Origin of the sequence: Bacterioplanoides pacificum, assembly GCF_042648445.1 — a bacterium.
Classification (GTDB): Bacteria; Pseudomonadota; Gammaproteobacteria; order Pseudomonadales; family Oceanobacteraceae; genus Bacterioplanoides; species Bacterioplanoides pacificum.
Window position 1 is genome coordinate 1 of the sequence record NZ_JBHRYB010000025.1, and the last position, 17,341, is coordinate 17,341.

Consider the following 17,341-nt stretch of genomic DNA (forward strand, 5'->3'; position numbering starts at 1 on the left):
AAAAAGTTTCGATTGGTGGAATATCCAATCTAAATCTTGCTCAAGAATAAAACTGACAATAAATCTAAATGAATTATCGACGAGTTCTTACTTGATGATCTTGTGTGCCTATTGCAGCGAACTGCAAGTCGGCGTGTCTTCACAACATCTCAGTAAGTACCCACACGAATTGTCTAAATACTTTGTTAAAGAACTTCGCTTCGCGTTTCTCTCGAAGCGGGCTGCGCATTATAAAGACCTGAATCTCAATGTCAACCATTTTTTCTTTCTGATCGTTTTGGCCAGAGCCTTATCGTTCAGAGCGGGGCGCATTATATAGTGTTAAAACACTGTGTCAACCCCTTATTTTTCCTGATGTTTTAAACATCTTCCGATGCCCTTCACTTCAGGAGCGGCGCATTATATAGAGCTTAATGCCGCCGTCAATACCTTATTTTGTTTTGTTTTTCTCAGCATCTCAGGAGCTCTTCCTGCCACACCAACTTAGTGAAAAACAACATCTTTAAGATGCTTCCCGAGCGCCTCAGCAATCAGGAGCGGCGCATTATAGGGAGATAAAATGCGCCGTCAATACTTTTTTATTAACAGAATCAGATTTCAAACAGATGGTATTTTTTCTTACCCAGCTTCACCAGGAAGAAACGACCAAACATCGCCTGCTGTGCAGAAAAAATCTGCTCACCTTTCATCAGATCATCCATACCATAGGCGGTACCGTTGACGATCACAGCATTACGCCCCAGCGCATCTTTAATCTGCTTACCTTGTCCCAGCCCGGCATCCGACAACAACGACGTCAGTGGTTTATCCGCCAGCTCTGCGGTGTTCAGATCGCTGGATGGCAGGCCGTCCTGCTTGATTTGCTCCAGCTCCCGTTCAGACAACTGAGTAACGTCACCGGAGAACAGAGCTTCTGTAATCCGCTTAGCCGATTCCAGCGCTTCTTCGCCGTGCACCATACGGGTAACTTCATCGGCCAGGATTGGCTGGGCCGTCTTACGCCCCTGAATCTCAGCGTCCTGCGCTTCAATTTCGGCAATCTTCTCAACCGGCAGGAAGGTAAAATAGCGCAGGAACTTATAAACGTCTGCGTCCGCGGTGTTCATCCAGAACTGATAAAAGGCATACGGTGATGTTTTCGCCGGATCCAGCCATACCGCACCGGATTCGGTTTTACCAAATTTAGTGCCATCCGCTTTGGTAACCAGAGGCACCGTCAGACCAAAAGTCTGCGCACCATTTTCACGCCGCGCCAGATCAATACCACCAACGATATTACCCCACTGATCAGAACCACCAATCTGTAAGGTGCAGTTATAACGACGATTCAGCTCCGCAAAGTCCATGCCCTGCAACAGCGCATAGGAGAACTCGGTGAAGGAAATGCCGGCACCATCACGATTCAGCCGTTGCTGTACCGATTCTTTATTGATCATGGCGTTGACGGAGAAATGTTTACCAACGTCCCGCAGGAAATCGAGAACATTCATCTGCCCGGCCCAATCCAGGTTATTAACCACCTGGGCCGGATTATCAACACCTTCAAACTTAATAAACTGGCTGACCTGGTTGCGGATTTTGTCAGCCCAGCCCGCCACGATATCCGGCGTATTCAGCTGGCGCTCAGCAGCTTTAAAGCTCGGATCACCAATCAGACCGGTTGCCCCGCCGACCAGGGCAATAGGGTTATGACCCGCCTGCTGAAACCGTGTCAGTACCAATAACGGAACCAGGTGCCCCAGATGCAAGCTGTCAGCCGTTGGATCAAAGCCGCAATATAAAGTACGGGCCCCGGATTCCAGGTGTTCGATAAACTCATCATCGGCAGTGACCTGATTTAGCAGGCCACGTTCTTTAAGATCGGCTATTAATGCTGCAGTCATGGTGGCTATTCACACATTGATTATCGGAAGGGAGCTGAACATACCTGAACAAGGTGCAAAATCAAGTCTATACACTTCTCCTGAGGACAGTCCGGAAGTGATTGGGTACACTTAGCCCGCGTTAAAATAAGACAGGACAAAATACCCTATGGCTCTGCCCGGACGCTTGCAGTATTTCCCCGTTAGCCATCTCTTAGGGGCGATGAGCTTATTATTCATTCTGCTGATGATTTCCCTCTGGCCAACACCTGCGCCACATAATACTGAACAAACCCGTATCGTCATTGATATCCCACAGAAATCCGCAGTCACTGCCAAGGCCGACGAAAACTGGCAGGAAGCGGAAGTGCGTTCCGGTGAAAATCTGTCGTTATTATTCGATCGCCATAATCTGAGTGCGGTGGACGTGCTGGAAATAGCAGCGGTTGCCCCCAAAGATGCCATCCGTCTGCAACCGCAACAGAAACTGCGCTGGCTGGCATCCGCAGACAACCGGGTGCAGAAACTCGATATGATTATTTCGCCGCTGGCACGCCACAGTTTTGTCCGCGACGCCGAAGGCAACCTGAATTATCAGTTGCTGGAACGTGATGCCGATTATCGGCCGCGTTTTGCCAGCACGGTAATCAATAACTCGTTATTTCTGGATGGCGGCCGGGCCGGTGTTCCTGAACAGGTTCTGATTGAACTGGCCGGCATCTTTGGCTGGGACATCGACTTTGCACTGGATATCCGCCAGGGCGATTCCTTCAGCCTGATCTATGAAGAAATCTTTCTCGACGGTGAAAAAATCGGCAACGGCGACATCCTGATTGCCCGCTTTAACAATCGTGGCCGGGAACTGACCGCGGTGCGTTATGAAGATAACAAAGGCAACGCCAGTTATTACACTCCGGAAGGGTTAAGCATGCGCAAAGAGTTTCTGCGTAACCCGATTGATTTCGCCCGTATCAGTTCACGCTTTAACCTGAAACGAAAACATCCGGTTTTAAACCGTTTTCGCGCGCACCGCGGCACCGATTACGCCGCCGCTCGTGGTACACCAATTAAGGCCGCCGGTGATGGCAAGGTTACCTTTGCCGGGCGTAAAGGCGGATTTGGTAACTGTGTGATTATTCAGCACGGCTCCCGCTATCAGACCCTGTACGCTCACCTGAGCAAGTTCGGCCGCAGCGTGCGTCGTGGCCGCCAGGTAAAACAAGGACAAATTATCGGTTACGTCGGCAGTACCGGCCTGGCTACCGGCCCACATTTGCATTATGAGTTCCGGGTGGATGGCGTCCATCGCGATTCATTAAGAGTCAAACTGCCAAAAGCCAAATCCATCTCAAAAAGCCAGAAAGCGGATTTCCTGAAAAAATCCAACTCACTGGTGGAATGGCTGAGCAGCCACGACGAGCAGGTACTGGCCGAAGGCAACAACGGAACGCCGCAGGCATGACGCTGTTTATCGGCCTGATGTCAGGCACCAGTGCCGATGGTATGGACGCGGCCCTGGTGGAATTCCGCGACGGGTCAGCGCCTAAGCTGCGACATGCCTGTGGCATCAGCTACCCGGCAGCGTTTGCGCAACAGCTGCGTCAGGCCGCCGTTGCGCCGCAATTGCCGGCCGCGCAGGTTATGCAACTGGATCGCAGAATCGCCGAAATCAGCGTCGAAGCCATCAATCAGCTGTTACAGCAAAGTAACACCCCGGCCACGGCAGTCAGCGCTATTGGCAGCCACGGCCATACCCTGCGCCATATTGCCAACGATCAGCAACTCAGCGGCAGCAGCTGGCAGATTGGTGATCCGGGCTGGATTGCTGAACACAGCGGCATCAGCTGCATTGCTGATTTCCGCCGCCGGGATATTGCCGCCGGCGGCCAGGGTGCCCCGCTGGTGCCAGCTTTTCACCAGGCCTGTCTGGGCAACAGCAGCCGGCCACGAATGGTGCTGAATATCGGTGGTATTGCCAATCTGACGGTACTTGGTGAACGCTTACTGGGCTTTGATTGTGGCCCGGGGAACGCCTTAATGGACGAATGGTGTCAGCAGCACTGGCAACAAAATTATGATGCCGAAGGCCGATACGCCGCCTGTGGCCAGGTGCAGCCCGCTCTGTTACAACAATGGCAGCAACTCAGCGCCATACAAGATTACCTGCAGCAACCACCTCCGAAAAGCACCGGGCGGGAATTGTTTAATCTGCAATTATTGGGCGATTTACCGGCCTGTCCGGCGGAAGATATTCAGGCAAGCCTGGCACAATTCAGCTGTGACTGTATCGCTGACGCAGTACAGCAACATGGCCACGCCGATGGCGAAATTCTGTTGTGTGGTGGTGGTATCCATAACCGGGACCTGGTGCAGCGACTGCAGCAGGCGTTACCGGCTCATCAGCTGCTCAGCACAGCAAGCGCCGGTATTGATCCGGACTGGATGGAAGCCATGGCATTTGCCTGGCTGGCATACCGTACCCTGAACGGCCTGAACGGCAATGCACCTGCGGTTACCGGCGCCCGGGGAGAACGGATTCTGGGCGGCATCTACCCGGCCTGAGACAACTCAGAAGTAGGCGTAACCATCACCTTGCAGGCGTTTGACTTCGTCGCCACCAAAAGGAACCGGATCGAGAAACGGTGGCAGGTCACCCAGCTCCAGATCATGTTGCCCCATCCAGCGCCGGCAGACTTTTAAATCGACGACGTTAAAAGCATCCAGCCGCGCAGCCAGATCCACCAGCTCTTTATTGCTGCGGTAATTACTGCGTTTGAAAATTTCAATCTCGGCGCCGTGTAACACCAGAGCGATTGGCTCGTCGGTGTTGTATTCGTCTTTGCCACTGGCGATCTGTTCTGCCCGGGCTAACAGGGCGCGTAATTCATCGGCGGTGTGTAACTTAACCAGCGCCTGAAGTTTCTGCGGTGCGGCCAGCTGAGGCGCGGCATTCTGAATCGCCGGTGCCTGATTGGTCTGTGGTGGGTGTTCGGCCACCACCAGTCCGACTGGCAGCAGCAGTAACAGCAGCCGGACGGCAATAACAACAACAGAATAACCGCACGACTTCATAAATATTCTCCGCTGATCAGATCGAAAAGGATGAACCACAACCACAGGTTGAGGTTGCAGAAGGGTTATTAACCGTAAAGCGTGACCCCTCCAGGCCCTCCTGGTAATCCAGAACCGAGCCCACCAGATAACCGTAACTGAGTGAATCCACCAGCACCCGTACACCGTTGTTGCTGATGGCAAAATCGTCTTCCGCACGATCATCATCAAAGGTAAAGCCGTACTGAAAGCCGGAACAGCCACCACCGGTGACAAACACCCGTAAACACAGCTCGTCATCCGCCTCTTCCAACAGCAGTTCGCGGATTTTTTCTTCCGCGGCTGGGGTCAGATCAAACGGGGTTGCTTGTTGCACTGCGCTCATGAAGGCTCCGCAATAGTAATAATGATGGCTGAAATTATCCGCTTACCCGACTATTTCAGTCAACTTTGGCGTCAGCACCGGACTGTTCTTTCACCGCTTCCGGTGCTTTTTTACCCGGTGCGCCTTTAGCCTGGTGGTTCAGTTTGCCGTTCACCTGGGCGCCCAGCACCATTTCCATGGCGTGGTAATACACGTCACCGTTTACATGTGCTTTTTTCGCCAGTTCGATGTATTTACCCGCGTGTACATCGCCGGTCACGTTGCCGTTGACCACCACATTCGGGGCGTGAATCTGACCTTCCACCCGGCCTTTATCACTGATGCGCACCACCGCATCGCCGTCAGGCTCAGCCAGCAGATTCCCTTTAATCAGGCCATCGACATGTAATCCGCCGGTGAATTTCACATCACCCACAATTTCTGTTTTGGCCGAAATTAAGGTGTCGTAATGGGTGTTGGCACCCTTATCTTTACTGCTGAACATGAACTATGCCTCTCCTGTTCCAGGCCATTCGATCGATTCTTCTACCCGCTGTGCTTTATTGCCGGTCGACTGTAATACCACCTGCACCTGCTCCGGAACAAACTGCGCCGGCAGACTGAGGGTGCCTTTAACTTCCTGGAAATAACGGAAGCGGAACTTCACGCCGAGATCGGCGATATCACCGTCCAGATCGCGCAGCGGCAGGATAACTTTTTCACCGGCCTGAGTGCCAACAAAATTCACCGCCGCCAGGCCGGTGATATAACTGCTGTTATCCGCCACCTGAGTCAGCATGATGGAATAGCTGTATTGGCCGGCAGCGTCACCCGGCTGAATATTAATTTTGCTGATGCGCAGGCCTTTATCATTGCTGCTTGGTGCCATAATGCCTTTATAAAAGGCCACTTCTTCTTCCAGTGTGGCGACGTGCGCTTTCAGCTCTTTAACGGTCTGGCGAATGCCTTCGGTGGCTTTGCGATCCACTTCACCACCTTTCTCCAGCACCCCGACCCGCTGAGTCAGACGGGTGATTTCCCGCTCTCCCTGCAGCAGCTCGGTCTGCAACGAATCGCGTTCCGAGGTCAGCTGGCGAATGCTCGACATACTGTCGTAGACACCGGCAAAATAGCCGCCAACACCAACAGCGGCGATCAGTATCAGTGTGAACAAAAACCGGCGAAACCGTTGCCCCGGTTTGTAGTGACGAATGATCAGTCGATCCTGCTGACTGCCTTTGACCACGGCCATAGTTGAATCCTTAGTGTCAGTGATTTCAGATTACGGAAGCAAAGCCACCTGACGCAGACCGGCCTGCTCTTCCAGGCCAAACATAATGTTCATATTCTGCACCGCCTGACCAGAAGCACCTTTCACCAGATTATCAATCACCGATAACACAATGATCTGGCCGGTTTCGGCGTGCTGATGCACCGCGATACGGCACATATTGCTGCCTTTCACACTGCGGGTCGCCGGATGACTGCCTGCCGGCATCACATCAACAAACGGCTCGTCAGCGAAACGCTGCTCGTACAATGCCTGCAAATCGTCTTTTAAATCAGGGGCTTGGGCATACAGTGTAGAATGAATTCCACGAATCATCGGCGTCAGATGTGGCACAAAGGTCAGATCCACTGCATAACCTGCTGCCCGGCTCAGACCCTGACGGATTTCCGGCAAATGACGATGACCGGCAACGCCATAAGCCATCATCGATTCCGAGCTTTCGCACAGCAGCGAACCGACTTTAGCACCGCGGCCAGCACCACTGACACCGGATTTACAGTCGGCAATCAGCATCTGCTGTGGCAATAAACCTTTTTCCAGCAAAGGTAACAGCCCCAGCTGCACAGAGGTCGGGTAACAACCCGGAACCGCAATCAGGCGTGCCTGACGAATCTGTTCGCGGTTGACTTCCGGCAAACCGTAGACCGCTTCCGGTAACAGATTCACCGCACCGTGAGGCTGGTTGTACCACTTCTCCCATTCCTGCGCGTCCTGCAGCCGGAAATCTGCGGATAAGTCGATGACCCTGGCACCGGCGTCCAGCACTTCCTGAGCCAGAGCATGAGCAACACCATGTGGTGTGGCAAAAAACACCACATCACAGGCGCCCAGTGTGTCGGCGCTGGGCACGGAAAAACGCAGGTCGGTATGGCCACGCAGATTCGGGAACATATCCGCCACCGGCATACCTTCCTCACTGCGGGAAGTAATGACGCTGAGTTCGACGTCCGGATGGTTAACCAGAATTCTGAGCAGTTCGACACCGGTGTAACCCGTGCCGCCAACAATACCGACTTTAATCACAAAGAAACCTCACAGCAGTTTGGTTATCGTCCACGACTGCCGTTCGTAAGGCGCAGCCGCAGCAACAAAAGGAGCTTATAATACTGATTCTTGCTGGCGCTGACACCCGCCATCCGGTAATCGTTGATATAATTCGTTTTCTATCGCTAACGGAAACTTCTGTGACTTCTCTCAAACAGTGGCTGCAACAACACTGGCTGACCCACGTTACGCTGTCGAATAATCAGATTGGCATGGCGCTGCTGGCATTATTGGTTGGCCTGGCCAGCGCCGGGGTGATCACCCTGTTCCGCTTCGCCATCGAAATTCCGCTGGTCGAGTTATTACCGATGAGCAGCGAAGAAGATTACGAAGCGCTGGCCCCCTGGTTACGGGCCGCTTTGCTGTTAGCCGGTGGCGTATTACTGATTGCGATTTTCCAGCCACTGAGCAAAGAACAACGCTCGGTCGGGGTTGGCCACGTATTAATACGAATGGAGCGTCATCAGGGTTACCTGCCGCTGCCCAACCTGATGTTGCAATGGCTGGCGGCTGTTATCGCCCTGCTCAGCGGCCACAGCGTTGGCCGGGAAGGGCCGGCAGTACACCTCGGCGCCGGCACTGCCAGCCAGATTGGCCAGCGCTTTGGCCTGGCCCACCATCGGTTGCGGATTCTCGCCGGCTGTGGTGTTGCCAGTGCAATTTCAGCGTCGTTTAACACACCGATGGCCGGCGTGATTTTTGCCATGGAAGTGGTGCTGCTGGAATACAGCATCCGCGGTTTTATTCCCATTATTCTTGCATCCGTTGCCGGCGCCATCGTCACTGAAGCTGTGTTTGGTGCGGAAACGGCGTTTGTGGTACCCGGCGTGGACATGCACTCCTTGCTGGAAATTCCTTATATTTTTGCCCTCGGGGTAATGGCCGGGCTGACGGCCAGTGGCTTTGTGATGGCGGTGCGGCAATTTCAGCACTTCAGCCACTGGCCACTCTGGCTGAAATGGGGCGGCCTGAGCCTGACCACCGCTATCATCAGTTTGTGGCTGCCGCAACTGCTCGGCATCGGTTACGACACGGTTAACGACGCACTGGCCGGCAAGGTGGTGGTATTCACCTTATTCGCATTATTGATCGGTAAGCTCTGGCTGGCGGCCTGGGCAGCAGCTGCTGGTTTCCCCGGTGGTCTGATTGGCCCAAGCTTATTTGTTGGTGCCGCGCTGGGCGGCATCATGGGGCAATTATCCGCCTGGTGGTTACCACAGTATCCGGTATCGGTTGGTTTTTACGCCATGCTGGGCATGTGTGCGGTGATGGGGGCGACATTACGGGCACCACTGGCGGCACTGGTTGCCATGCTGGAACTGACCGCCAACCCCAACATTATTATGCCGGGCATGCTGGCGATTGTGGTGGCCAGCCTGATTGCCAGCGAAATTTTTAATCTGCCATCGGTGTTTCAGGTGTTATTAGGGAAAAACCCGCTGGCCCAGACCCCCACTCCGGTGCAACAGATGTTACGCAACACCTGGGTTGCCCAGGCCATGACCCGTCGTTTTGTCTGTGTCGACCGCCATATCTCACGCGACAGCGCCGAACTGATTCTGCAGGACCAGCCCGACTGGTTGTTACTGGAACACGAACAGGCGTTGTTATCGACCGCCGACCTGGTCAACGTCATGGCACACGACGCCGAACAACGGGCAGAACAGCAAACGGATGCCGGCCACGAAGATGAACACGCACAACAACCGCCGCTGGATCTGATCGCCATGCCGGCCCAGCGCCATGAGGTGGGCCAGATATCTCTGAAGGCCAATTTGCAGGATGCCTTAGACCTGATGCAGTCGGGTCAATTACAATGGCTGGCGGTTTACCGCGACGAACAGAAAAACCATTGTATTGGCCTGGTGTCGCGCGAACAGATCGAACTTTTTTATCGTTATCAACCCAGCACCGGTCAGTGAGCCGGGCTAACGGAGCCAACATGTTTCTGTGGCTGAAAGCCTTTCATATTATTGCGGTGGTGACCTGGTTTGCGGCCATTTTTTATCTGCCACGGCTGTTTGTTTACCATGCCGCTGCCGACGATGAGGTATCACGCGAGCGCTTTAAAATCATGGAGCGCAAGTTGTACCGCGGTATTATGACACCGTCGATGGTAGTGGTGCTGCTGCTGGGCATTGGCTTGCTCAGCACCAACTGGTCGTATTACATCAGCAGTGGCTGGATGCACGGCAAACTGACCGCCGTGCTGTTATTGCTGGTTTACCACTTTTATTGTGGCCATCTGGTGAAAGTCTTCCGTGATGATTTAAACCAGCGTTCCCATGTGTTTTACCGCTGGTTTAACGAAGCGCCGGTATTTTTGCTGGTATTTATTGTCATCATGGTGGTGGTGAGGCCGTTTTAGCCGCTAGAGATTTCAAAGGGCACATTTGTCTGAAATTTATTGCTGACACGACGTGAATACATCCCTGTAGTCTCGACTGCCGCATCCCTGCGGCAGACGGTCATCAACAAACTTCAGACAATATGCCCCGCAGCGCACCGATAAATTATTAGATCGCTGTCAAAATTTTTAAGGAGTCGGGTACAGATTGTTTTTCGAAGGCAGCGACAGGATGTCGCGGTAGCGCGGCAGGGCCATGGATGGCCCTTCGGCGCGGCAGCAGAAAAATTATCTTTTATCCGGCTCCAAACGTTATCTGAAAACAGAACCGAGAAATTTATGTCCTACTCCATCTCAAAATCTGAACAACTTTTTGCACAGGCTCAGCAACACATTCCGGGTGGCGTGAACTCTCCGGTGCGTGCCTTTAAGGGTGTTGGTGGTACCCCGATCTTTTTTGATCACGCCAAAGGCGCTTACGCCTACGATGTGGATGGCAACCGCTACATCGATTACGTCGGTTCCTGGGGGCCAATGATTCTGGGCCACAGCGCGCCGGAAATTCTTGATGCCGTCAGAGCCCAGATGGAAAACGGCCTGAGCTTTGGTGCACCAACCGGTATCGAAACCGAGATGGCCAACGAGGTGTGTAAGTTATTCCCCTCCATCGACATGGTACGCATGGCCAACTCCGGCACCGAAGCCACCATGAGTGCCATTCGTCTGGCCCGTGGTTTTACCGGGCGCGACAAACTGGTGAAATTTGAAGGCTGTTACCACGGTCACTCCGACTCACTACTGGTGAAAGCCGGTTCCGGCATGCTGACACTGGGTGTGCCGACATCTCCGGGCGTTCCGGCGTCGGTTGCCGAACACACAGTGACACTGAACTACAACGACCTGGATTCGGTGAAAGAATGTTTCGCTCAGATCGGTGATCAGATCGCCTGTGTCATTATCGAGCCGGTGGCCGGCAACATGAACTGCATCCCACCGAGCAAATCCTTCCTCCAGGGTCTGCGCGAACTGTGCACCGTACACGGCATCGTGCTGATTTTTGACGAAGTCATGAGTGGTTTCCGCGCCGCACTGGGTGGTGCGCAGCAATATTATGGCATCACCCCGGACATGACCTGCTTAGGCAAAGTCATTGGTGGTGGTCTGCCAGTTGGTGCCTTTGGTGGTAAACGTGAAATTATGGAACACCTGGCGCCGCTGGGTCCTGTGTATCAGGCCGGTACCTTATCCGGTAATCCACTGGCGATGGCAGCCGGTCTGGCGATGTTAAAAGCGATTCAGCAACCCGGCTTTTACCAGCAGCTGAACGACCGGGTGCAACAACTGCTGAATGGTTTACAGGCCGCCGCCGATCAGCACGGTATTGCCTTTACCCACAACAGTGCCGGTTCGATGTTTGGTATTTTCTTCACCGAGTTAGACCAGGTGAGTTGCTTTAAAGACGTGGCCGAACAGTGTGATGGTGAGCGCTTTAACCGGTTTTTCCACGGCATGCTGGAGCAAGGCGTCTACCTCGCGCCCAGCGCTTTTGAAGCTGGCTTTATGTCGATTGCTCACACAGAAGAAGACATTCAGCACACCATCGATGCCGCCAGCATCGTGATGGCCAGCCTGAAAGGATAATCACGTGAACCTGCACGCCGTTATTCTGCTGCTCAGCGCCGCCGTTTTAGTCTGGCAAAACCGGTCATTACTGAGCGAGGGCAATCAGCCCGAAGGCAACGCTCCCGGCAGCGGCGACCGGGCTGCCCGGTTTGCCAGTGCTCTGCTGTTACTGCTGGCCGGCCTGGCTACCGTGACGCTGAGCCTGGTGCCAGCCTGGCAAAACAATGCGGATATCAATCAGACCGCTGGCCTGTTTCAGCAACTGGCGTTATTTGCGGCGTTACCGCTGCTGGTGTTCAGCGGCCTGGCACGGGCGCTGGATCAGGACTGGAGCCGTATGGTCTGGGGCCGGATCCTGCTGGGGATTTGTGCCGTTTTTGCCCTGACCCGCAACAGCGAATGGCTGGACTACTGGATGCTGCTGGTGTTACTGGCCGGCGCACTGACCTTTGCCCTGCCCGTGATTCGCCGGCGCGAGTTCAGCTTTATCGCCGTATTGTTATTCTGGCTGGCGTTATCGGCTGGCTACCTGGGGCTGGATTTACGCAGCAACCTGAATCATACCCCGGCCGTCTGGAGCTGGCTCGGCCTGACCTTAATCCCCTATCTTATCTGTAGCAACCGATGGTTATCGCTGCGCGGCTGACAGCCACTGCCGTCAGCGGGTTGCCCGCTGACGGGCCGCCTGCGCACCGCTGCTTTTTCCCTGTGCATCCAGAGCATCGGCTAACAACCAGTCGAGACGCCGTTCCAGAGCTTCATCGCCCGAGGAAAACACTTTTGCCCGCTGTAATAACTGCTCGGCCTGCGCCGCCCGCCCGAGTTGCAGATTGACCCAGGCCTGACGATACAACACCGCCGGGTTACGCGGCTGAATCTGACGCGCCTGATCGAGGTATTTTAACGCCATATGCCAGCGTTGCTGCAGCCTGGCCTGTTCCGCCTTGGCAAATAACGCCGCAATCGCCGGATGATGCTGGCCCTGCTCCAGCGAAGCCAGAGTCAGCGCATACTGGCCGTCAGCATCCGGCTGCTCAGCCCGTTGTTGTTGCGGCAAGGTATGTACCGACAGCTCATAGTCCTGCGGTTTGGGTGGTTGCGGGCTACAGGCCGACAGGAATACAGCCACGGCACAAAGAGCCAATGGCGGACAGAGTCGCATGTTGTTGATCATCGGGAAAAACCTTGTCATAACCTTATTCACAGAGTGGTTATATATTGATCTGAATCAAATATGACCCAGCCGTTGCCGGGTAATCATGAATTGTTGAACAGAAAAATAAAGCACAGGAATGCAGTTATGACGTTTTATTCACTTTTTTCTCAGTTCCGGCTGGCCACAAGCGGCTTACTGGGACTGCTGTTGCTGTCACTGAACAGCCTGGCGGACACCACCACCGGGGCCTTGCCACAAGCCACCGCGGTGATCCGTGCCTCCGGCTTTCACAGCCTGATCAGCCAGTTACCCAGCCACTTTGAAGCCGGCATAGAACACGGTGTCGCGCTGGCGGGTCAACCTCAGCAACAAGCACAACTGCAAACCCTGGCACGGCGCAGTCTGGAGAACAGTGACACTCAGCAACAGATGGCGCTGGCCGTCAGCAAGGCACTCAATCAAGACGAGTTGCTCAGCATTCTGCGCTGGTACCAGTCAGACACCGGACGCAAAATTAATCAGGCGCAGATATATGCCGCCAGCGAGCAGGGCTTTGCCGAAATGATGAGCCAGGCCAACCAGGTATTAACCAGCCCGGAATTATTACAGCTGGCCGCATTACTGGATAAACAACTGGGTCTGGTGGAATTTATGGTGGATATGCAGGAACACCAGCAACTGGCGAAATATTCCACCTTAAGCGGCATTAACGGCGAACCGTTTGCGCTGCCGGAGTTCCGCCAGCAGATGCAGCAACAACGCAAACACATGGTCTTTAATGCCGAACAGCTGGTGTCGATGTCGCTGGGCTTTGCCTTACGTGACTTCTCTGCTGCCGAACTGCAGGCCTACGAACACTTCCTGCAACAGCCGGTCACCCAGCTGTATTTAAAAGCCGCCATGCACGGCCTGGCTCAGGCCCGCCAACAGATGGTGCAGTACTGGCTGCAGGGCTTATCCACACGCCAGCCAGCGGCGGAATAACCGCCCGCGGCTTAAAACAGCCAGTCGAGCCAGCCGGATTGTTCTTCCGGTTGCGGCTGGCTGGCCTGCTCACAGCCGTGTGGCGTCGCTTCCAGCCGGCTGGCAATAAAGGGATAACTCTTGCCGTCACAGTGTGGCTGTAATTGCCTCCCCTGTTCATCCACCGCACGCCATTGCAGCCGATGCGCGGCTTTCAGTGGTTGTACACCAATATCACGGAAGGCATTCATCCAGATCGGTAATGCCGCACTGCTGCCGGCAAACGGCATGGCTTTGTTATCGTCACGGCCGACCCAGATGACGCCGAGATAACGATCATCAAAAGCGGCCAGCCAGGCATCACGCTGATCGTCACTGGTGCCGGTTTTGGCCGCCAGCGGGCCCTCCAGATTAGCCGTCAGACGGCGTGCGGTACCGCGTTCTGCCACCTGCTCCAGACCATAACGCAACCACTGCATCTGTTCCGCCGGGAAACGTTGTTCCCCTTCGATGGCATACGATGACAAGGTACTACCAGTGGCGGTGGTCACCGCTTCGATGGTACGCAACGGCGTATAAAAGCCCTGAGTTGCGATGGTCTGGTACATGCCCGCCACTTCCAGCGGAGAGGCATCAATGGCACCCAGCAATATCGACGGATAGGGCGGAATATCTTTTTTCAGCCCCAGCTGGCGGAAGGTATGTACTACTTTTTCCAGCCCCACCGTCATCCCCAAACGGGCGGTGGCCTGGTTAAGGGAACGCGCCATGGCGTCCACCATAGGCACAATGCCATGACTTTTGCGGTCGTAATTCTTCGGCTGCCATAAGCTGTCGGCCGGGCCACTGACGGTGACCGGCGCATCGCTGACCGGGCTGCCCCAGTGAAAGCGGCCGGAATTCAGCGCCGTCAGATACACCGCCGGTTTCGCCAGTGAACCAATCGAGCGCTGCATACTGATGGCACGGTTGTAGCCAAAAAATTCGGTCTGACGCGATCCTAATAACGCCCGGATTTCGCCACCATCAACACTGGTGACCACCGCCGCGGTTTCCAGCTTATCCTTTTGTGCCGGCTGCCAGCGCTCCAGATTGGCGATATGCCGCAGCGCCGATTTTTCCAGCGAATGCTGAATCCAGGGATCGAGCGTGGTGAAGATACGCAGCCCTTCGTTCTGCAGGTCTTCCAGCCGGTAATCACGTTGCAGCTGTTTTTTCGCCAGCTCCAGAAACGCCGGATATTCCCGCTGCCCGGCCCGGCGTGAATTAGCGACCTTAATCGGACGGCCCTGGGCCTGAATCCGCTGCTCATCGGAAATAATATCGTGCTCGGCCATCAGCCCGAGAATCAGGTCGCGCCGTTGTTTGGCGCGCTGCGGATTACGTTTCGGGTTGTAATAAGAAGCGCCTTTCACCAGTCCGACCAGCGTGGCGACTTCATCCAGGGTCAGCTCACTGACACTTTTACCAAAATAAAAACGCGCCGCCAGACCAAAGCCATGAATCGCCCGGCGTCCGGCCTGGCCCAGGTAGACCTCGTTCAGATAAGCCCCGAGAATTTCTTCTTTGGAATAATGCAGCTCCAGCAACAACGCCATTAACGCTTCCTGCGCCTTACGCGACAGGGTACGTTCGCTGGTCAGGAAAAAGTTTTTAATCAGCTGCTGGGTTAATGTGGACCCCCCCTGAACAAAACCACCGGCCTGAATATTGGCCACCATCGCCCGGGCGATACCGCGGAACGACACCCCCCAGTGCTCAAAAAAGGCTTTGTCTTCGGTCACCACCAGCGCCGCCACCAGCATCGGTGGCACCTGTTCCAGCGACACCAGTTCGCGGTCTTCGTTGTGGGCCGGAAAAATTCCGCCGACGTATTGTGGCTCCAGCCGGATCAGAGGAATCTCCTGACCCTGGCGGTCACGGATACGTTGCACCCGGCCGTCGTCAATATCGACGCGAATAAAACGCGCCGCTTCGGCGTTATCCCAGAACGGGAAAGAACGGCGATACACCAGCCAGTCGTCACCCCGGCGGGCATAACTGCCCGGCACCTCGGCATGGCGCGATTCTTTATAGTCAGCCCAGCTCAGCTCCGCCTGCAATTGCCCGGCATTCAGCTGCAGCCCCGGATACAACACCAGTGGCCGGGCATACACCTTGGCCGGCAATTTCCATTTTTTGCCATCAAACTGCTGCCGTACCTGAGCATCGAGATACACCAGGTACACCGACAATCCCACCAGCCCGAGTAAACTCAGGCGCCAGAACCAGCGCCATAAGGCGCCACGCGGGCGGGAAGCGGCCGCTTTGGACGGTTGTCTGGCTGACGTTTTACGGTTGCGTTTGTTACCCTTTCGGGTGCCGGGTTTGGCCATAGCCGGTGCTGGATTCCTGATTGTCTGAAAGTCCGGAATCATAACACCGGATCAATTGTATTTTTCAGGGAAAATCGCCAATATTGCGCGCCCGATTCTGGCGGCTAAGGTAAAGGGTCAGTCACGCCAGTCATTCGCTTAATCAGCAGGAGAAAAGGTCCGATGAAAAACCGTGTATTGCGCGCCGTCCTGGCCAGCGCTCTGATGTTCAGCGGTGTGTCTGCAGCACAGCAGGAACTGCATATTTATAACTGGTCGGATTATATTGCCGAAGATACCCTGGCCAACTTTGAAAAAGCCAGCGGCATTAAAGTGACTTACGACGTCTATGATTCCGACGAAGTGCTGGAAGCCAAAATGCTCACCGGCCGCACCGGCTACGATCTGGTATTTCCCACTGCGCGGCCGTTTGCCGCCCGGGGGGTGCAGGCAAAACTGTATCAGGCGTACGATAAAAGCCAGCTGCCTGGCTACCACAATCTGAATCCGGTCATCCTGAAATCACTCGCAGACCTCGACCCCGGCAATCAGTTTATGGTGCCTTATATGTGGGGCACCTCCGGTATCGCCTATAACGTCGACAAGGTCAAAGCCATTTTAGGCGACGATATGCCACTCGACAGCTGGCGCTTAGTGTTTGATCCGGAAATCACCGCACGGCTGGCCGGTTGTGGTATCGCGCTGATCGACGAAGCCACCGAAGTGTTTGTCGCCGCCCGCTTGTATCTGGGTAAAGACACCAATGATTTCAGCAAAACAGCCATCAAAGAAGCCGCCGCCGTGGTCAGCCAGGTGCGCGACGACATCCGTTATTTCCACAGTTCACAAACCATTAACGACATCGCCAACGGCGATATTTGTGTTGCCCACGGTTATTCCGGCGATATGTTGCAGGCCCAGGCCCGGGCGCAGGAATCCGGCAACGGCGTTAAGGTGCAATACGTGATTCCGCGCGAAGGTGCGGTGCTGTGGACCGATGTGGCAGTCATTCCGGCCGATGCCCCCAATCCACAGGCCGCCCATCAGTTTGTTAATTACCTGCTGCAGCCGCAGGTGATTGCCGATATCAGTAATTATGTCGCCTACGCCAACGCCAACCAGGCGGCCACGCCTCTGGTCGACGATGCCATCCGTAACCATCCGGGTATCTACCCGCCGGCCACAACCCAGCAACGACTGGTGGTATTAAAAGCACCGTCACACCGTGAAGCGCGTAATATGACGCGCAGCTGGACCCGGGTTAAAACCGGCAAATAATCTTCACC

General features: G+C 54.7%; 16 protein-coding genes. 8 read left to right on the forward strand and 8 right to left on the reverse strand.

Annotated elements, in window-relative coordinates; all coding sequences use genetic code 11:
- Positions 1 to 590: 590 nt before the first annotated feature.
- Positions 591 to 1,883, reverse strand: coding sequence for a tyrosine--tRNA ligase (gene tyrS / locus ACFOMG_RS16975; protein WP_376868413.1), 1,293 nt, complete (start codon positions 1,881 to 1,883; stop codon positions 591 to 593).
- 202 nt (positions 1,884 to 2,085) lie between these two features.
- On the opposite strand from tyrS, the gene ACFOMG_RS16980 reads away from it, so the two are divergent.
- Complete coding sequence (locus ACFOMG_RS16980) at positions 2,086 to 3,324, forward strand: M23 family metallopeptidase (protein WP_376868415.1); 1,239 nt, start codon at positions 2,086 to 2,088, stop codon at positions 3,322 to 3,324.
- Positions 3,321 to 4,424, forward strand: a complete 1,104-nt coding sequence (locus ACFOMG_RS16985; protein WP_376868417.1) for an anhydro-N-acetylmuramic acid kinase — start codon at positions 3,321 to 3,323, stop codon at positions 4,422 to 4,424. The genes ACFOMG_RS16980 and ACFOMG_RS16985 overlap by 4 nt, the downstream gene beginning before the upstream one ends.
- A 6-nt stretch (positions 4,425 to 4,430) precedes the next feature.
- Here the strand turns inward: ACFOMG_RS16985 and ACFOMG_RS16990 are convergent, their stop codons facing one another.
- From ACFOMG_RS16990 to argC, 5 genes are read right to left on the reverse strand one after another with little or no spacing between them, the layout of a single operon-like run.
- A complete protein-coding gene (locus ACFOMG_RS16990) occupies positions 4,431 to 4,934 on the reverse strand; it encodes a DsrE family protein (protein ID WP_376868418.1) in 504 nt (167 codons plus the stop codon).
- Between the two features lie 16 nt (positions 4,935 to 4,950).
- Positions 4,951 to 5,298, reverse strand: coding sequence for an iron-sulfur cluster insertion protein ErpA (gene erpA, locus ACFOMG_RS16995; RefSeq protein WP_376868419.1), 348 nt, complete (start codon positions 5,296 to 5,298; stop codon positions 4,951 to 4,953).
- A 55-nt stretch (positions 5,299 to 5,353) separates the two neighbouring features.
- The gene (locus ACFOMG_RS17000) at positions 5,354 to 5,782 is read right to left on the reverse strand and encodes a bactofilin family protein (protein WP_376868421.1); all 429 of its coding nucleotides are present in this window, start codon (positions 5,780 to 5,782) and stop codon (positions 5,354 to 5,356) included.
- 3 nt (positions 5,783 to 5,785) lie between these two features.
- On the reverse strand, positions 5,786 to 6,529 hold the full coding sequence (locus ACFOMG_RS17005; RefSeq protein ID WP_376868422.1) for a DUF6776 family protein: 744 nt from the start codon (positions 6,527 to 6,529) through the stop codon (positions 5,786 to 5,788).
- A 30-nt stretch (positions 6,530 to 6,559) separates the two neighbouring features.
- The gene (argC, locus tag ACFOMG_RS17010) at positions 6,560 to 7,591 is read right to left on the reverse strand and encodes an N-acetyl-gamma-glutamyl-phosphate reductase (protein WP_376868423.1); all 1,032 of its coding nucleotides are present in this window, start codon (positions 7,589 to 7,591) and stop codon (positions 6,560 to 6,562) included.
- Positions 7,592 to 7,752: 161 nt separating this feature from the next.
- Here argC and ACFOMG_RS17015 point away from each other — a divergent pair, with 161 nt between their 5' ends.
- From ACFOMG_RS17015 to ACFOMG_RS17030, 4 genes are all read left to right on the forward strand, one after another.
- On the forward strand, positions 7,753 to 9,534 hold the full coding sequence (locus ACFOMG_RS17015; protein WP_376868424.1) for a chloride channel protein: 1,782 nt from the start codon (positions 7,753 to 7,755) through the stop codon (positions 9,532 to 9,534).
- 20 nt (positions 9,535 to 9,554) lie between these two features.
- Positions 9,555 to 9,980, forward strand: coding sequence for a protoporphyrinogen oxidase HemJ (hemJ, locus tag ACFOMG_RS17020; protein WP_376868426.1), 426 nt, complete (start codon positions 9,555 to 9,557; stop codon positions 9,978 to 9,980).
- A 330-nt stretch (positions 9,981 to 10,310) separates the two neighbouring features.
- On the forward strand, positions 10,311 to 11,600 hold the full coding sequence (gene hemL / locus ACFOMG_RS17025; protein ID WP_376868692.1) for a glutamate-1-semialdehyde 2,1-aminomutase: 1,290 nt from the start codon (positions 10,311 to 10,313) through the stop codon (positions 11,598 to 11,600).
- 4 nt (positions 11,601 to 11,604) lie between these two features.
- Complete coding sequence (locus ACFOMG_RS17030; RefSeq protein WP_376868428.1) at positions 11,605 to 12,228, forward strand: hypothetical protein; 624 nt, start codon at positions 11,605 to 11,607, stop codon at positions 12,226 to 12,228.
- A gap of 12 nt (positions 12,229 to 12,240) precedes the next feature.
- On the opposite strand, the gene ACFOMG_RS17035 is transcribed toward ACFOMG_RS17030, so the two are convergent.
- Positions 12,241 to 12,774, reverse strand: a complete 534-nt coding sequence (locus ACFOMG_RS17035; RefSeq protein WP_376868429.1) for a tetratricopeptide repeat protein — start codon at positions 12,772 to 12,774, stop codon at positions 12,241 to 12,243.
- A 108-nt stretch (positions 12,775 to 12,882) separates the two neighbouring features.
- On the opposite strand from ACFOMG_RS17035, the gene ACFOMG_RS17040 reads away from it, so the two are divergent.
- A complete protein-coding gene (locus ACFOMG_RS17040) occupies positions 12,883 to 13,722 on the forward strand; it encodes a DUF2059 domain-containing protein (protein WP_376868430.1) in 840 nt (279 codons plus the stop codon).
- Between the two features lie 11 nt (positions 13,723 to 13,733).
- Here ACFOMG_RS17040 and mrcB read toward each other — a convergent pair whose 3' ends face one another.
- Complete coding sequence (mrcB, locus tag ACFOMG_RS17045; protein ID WP_376868431.1) at positions 13,734 to 16,076, reverse strand: penicillin-binding protein 1B; 2,343 nt, start codon at positions 16,074 to 16,076, stop codon at positions 13,734 to 13,736.
- Positions 16,077 to 16,238: 162 nt separating this feature from the next.
- Here mrcB and ACFOMG_RS17050 point away from each other — a divergent pair, with 162 nt between their 5' ends.
- Positions 16,239 to 17,333 carry a polyamine ABC transporter substrate-binding protein gene (locus ACFOMG_RS17050; protein ID WP_376868432.1) on the forward strand — a complete coding sequence of 365 codons (1,095 nt, stop codon included), beginning with the start codon at positions 16,239 to 16,241 and terminating at the stop codon, positions 17,331 to 17,333.
- Positions 17,334 to 17,341 lie beyond the last annotated feature (8 nt).

Coding starts and splice junctions, on each gene's coding strand:
- ACFOMG_RS17000 (WP_376868421.1), bottom strand. CDS start 5,782: ATGTTCAGCAGTAAAGATAAGGGTGCCAACACCCATTACGACACCTTA.
- ACFOMG_RS17035 (WP_376868429.1), bottom strand. CDS start 12,774: ATGACAAGGTTTTTCCCGATGATCAACAACATGCGACTCTGTCCGCCA.
- erpA (WP_376868419.1), bottom strand. CDS start 5,298: ATGAGCGCAGTGCAACAAGCAACCCCGTTTGATCTGACCCCAGCCGCG.
- hemJ (WP_376868426.1), top strand. CDS start 9,555: ATGTTTCTGTGGCTGAAAGCCTTTCATATTATTGCGGTGGTGACCTGG.
- ACFOMG_RS16990 (WP_376868418.1), bottom strand. CDS start 4,934: ATGAAGTCGTGCGGTTATTCTGTTGTTGTTATTGCCGTCCGGCTGCTG.
- tyrS (WP_376868413.1), bottom strand. CDS start 1,883: ATGACTGCAGCATTAATAGCCGATCTTAAAGAACGTGGCCTGCTAAAT.
- mrcB (WP_376868431.1), bottom strand. CDS start 16,076: ATGGCCAAACCCGGCACCCGAAAGGGTAACAAACGCAACCGTAAAACG.
- ACFOMG_RS17005 (WP_376868422.1), bottom strand. CDS start 6,529: ATGGCCGTGGTCAAAGGCAGTCAGCAGGATCGACTGATCATTCGTCAC.
- ACFOMG_RS17040 (WP_376868430.1), top strand. CDS start 12,883: ATGACGTTTTATTCACTTTTTTCTCAGTTCCGGCTGGCCACAAGCGGC.
- ACFOMG_RS16985 (WP_376868417.1), top strand. CDS start 3,321: ATGACGCTGTTTATCGGCCTGATGTCAGGCACCAGTGCCGATGGTATG.
- ACFOMG_RS16980 (WP_376868415.1), top strand. CDS start 2,086: ATGAGCTTATTATTCATTCTGCTGATGATTTCCCTCTGGCCAACACCT.
- ACFOMG_RS17050 (WP_376868432.1), top strand. CDS start 16,239: ATGAAAAACCGTGTATTGCGCGCCGTCCTGGCCAGCGCTCTGATGTTC.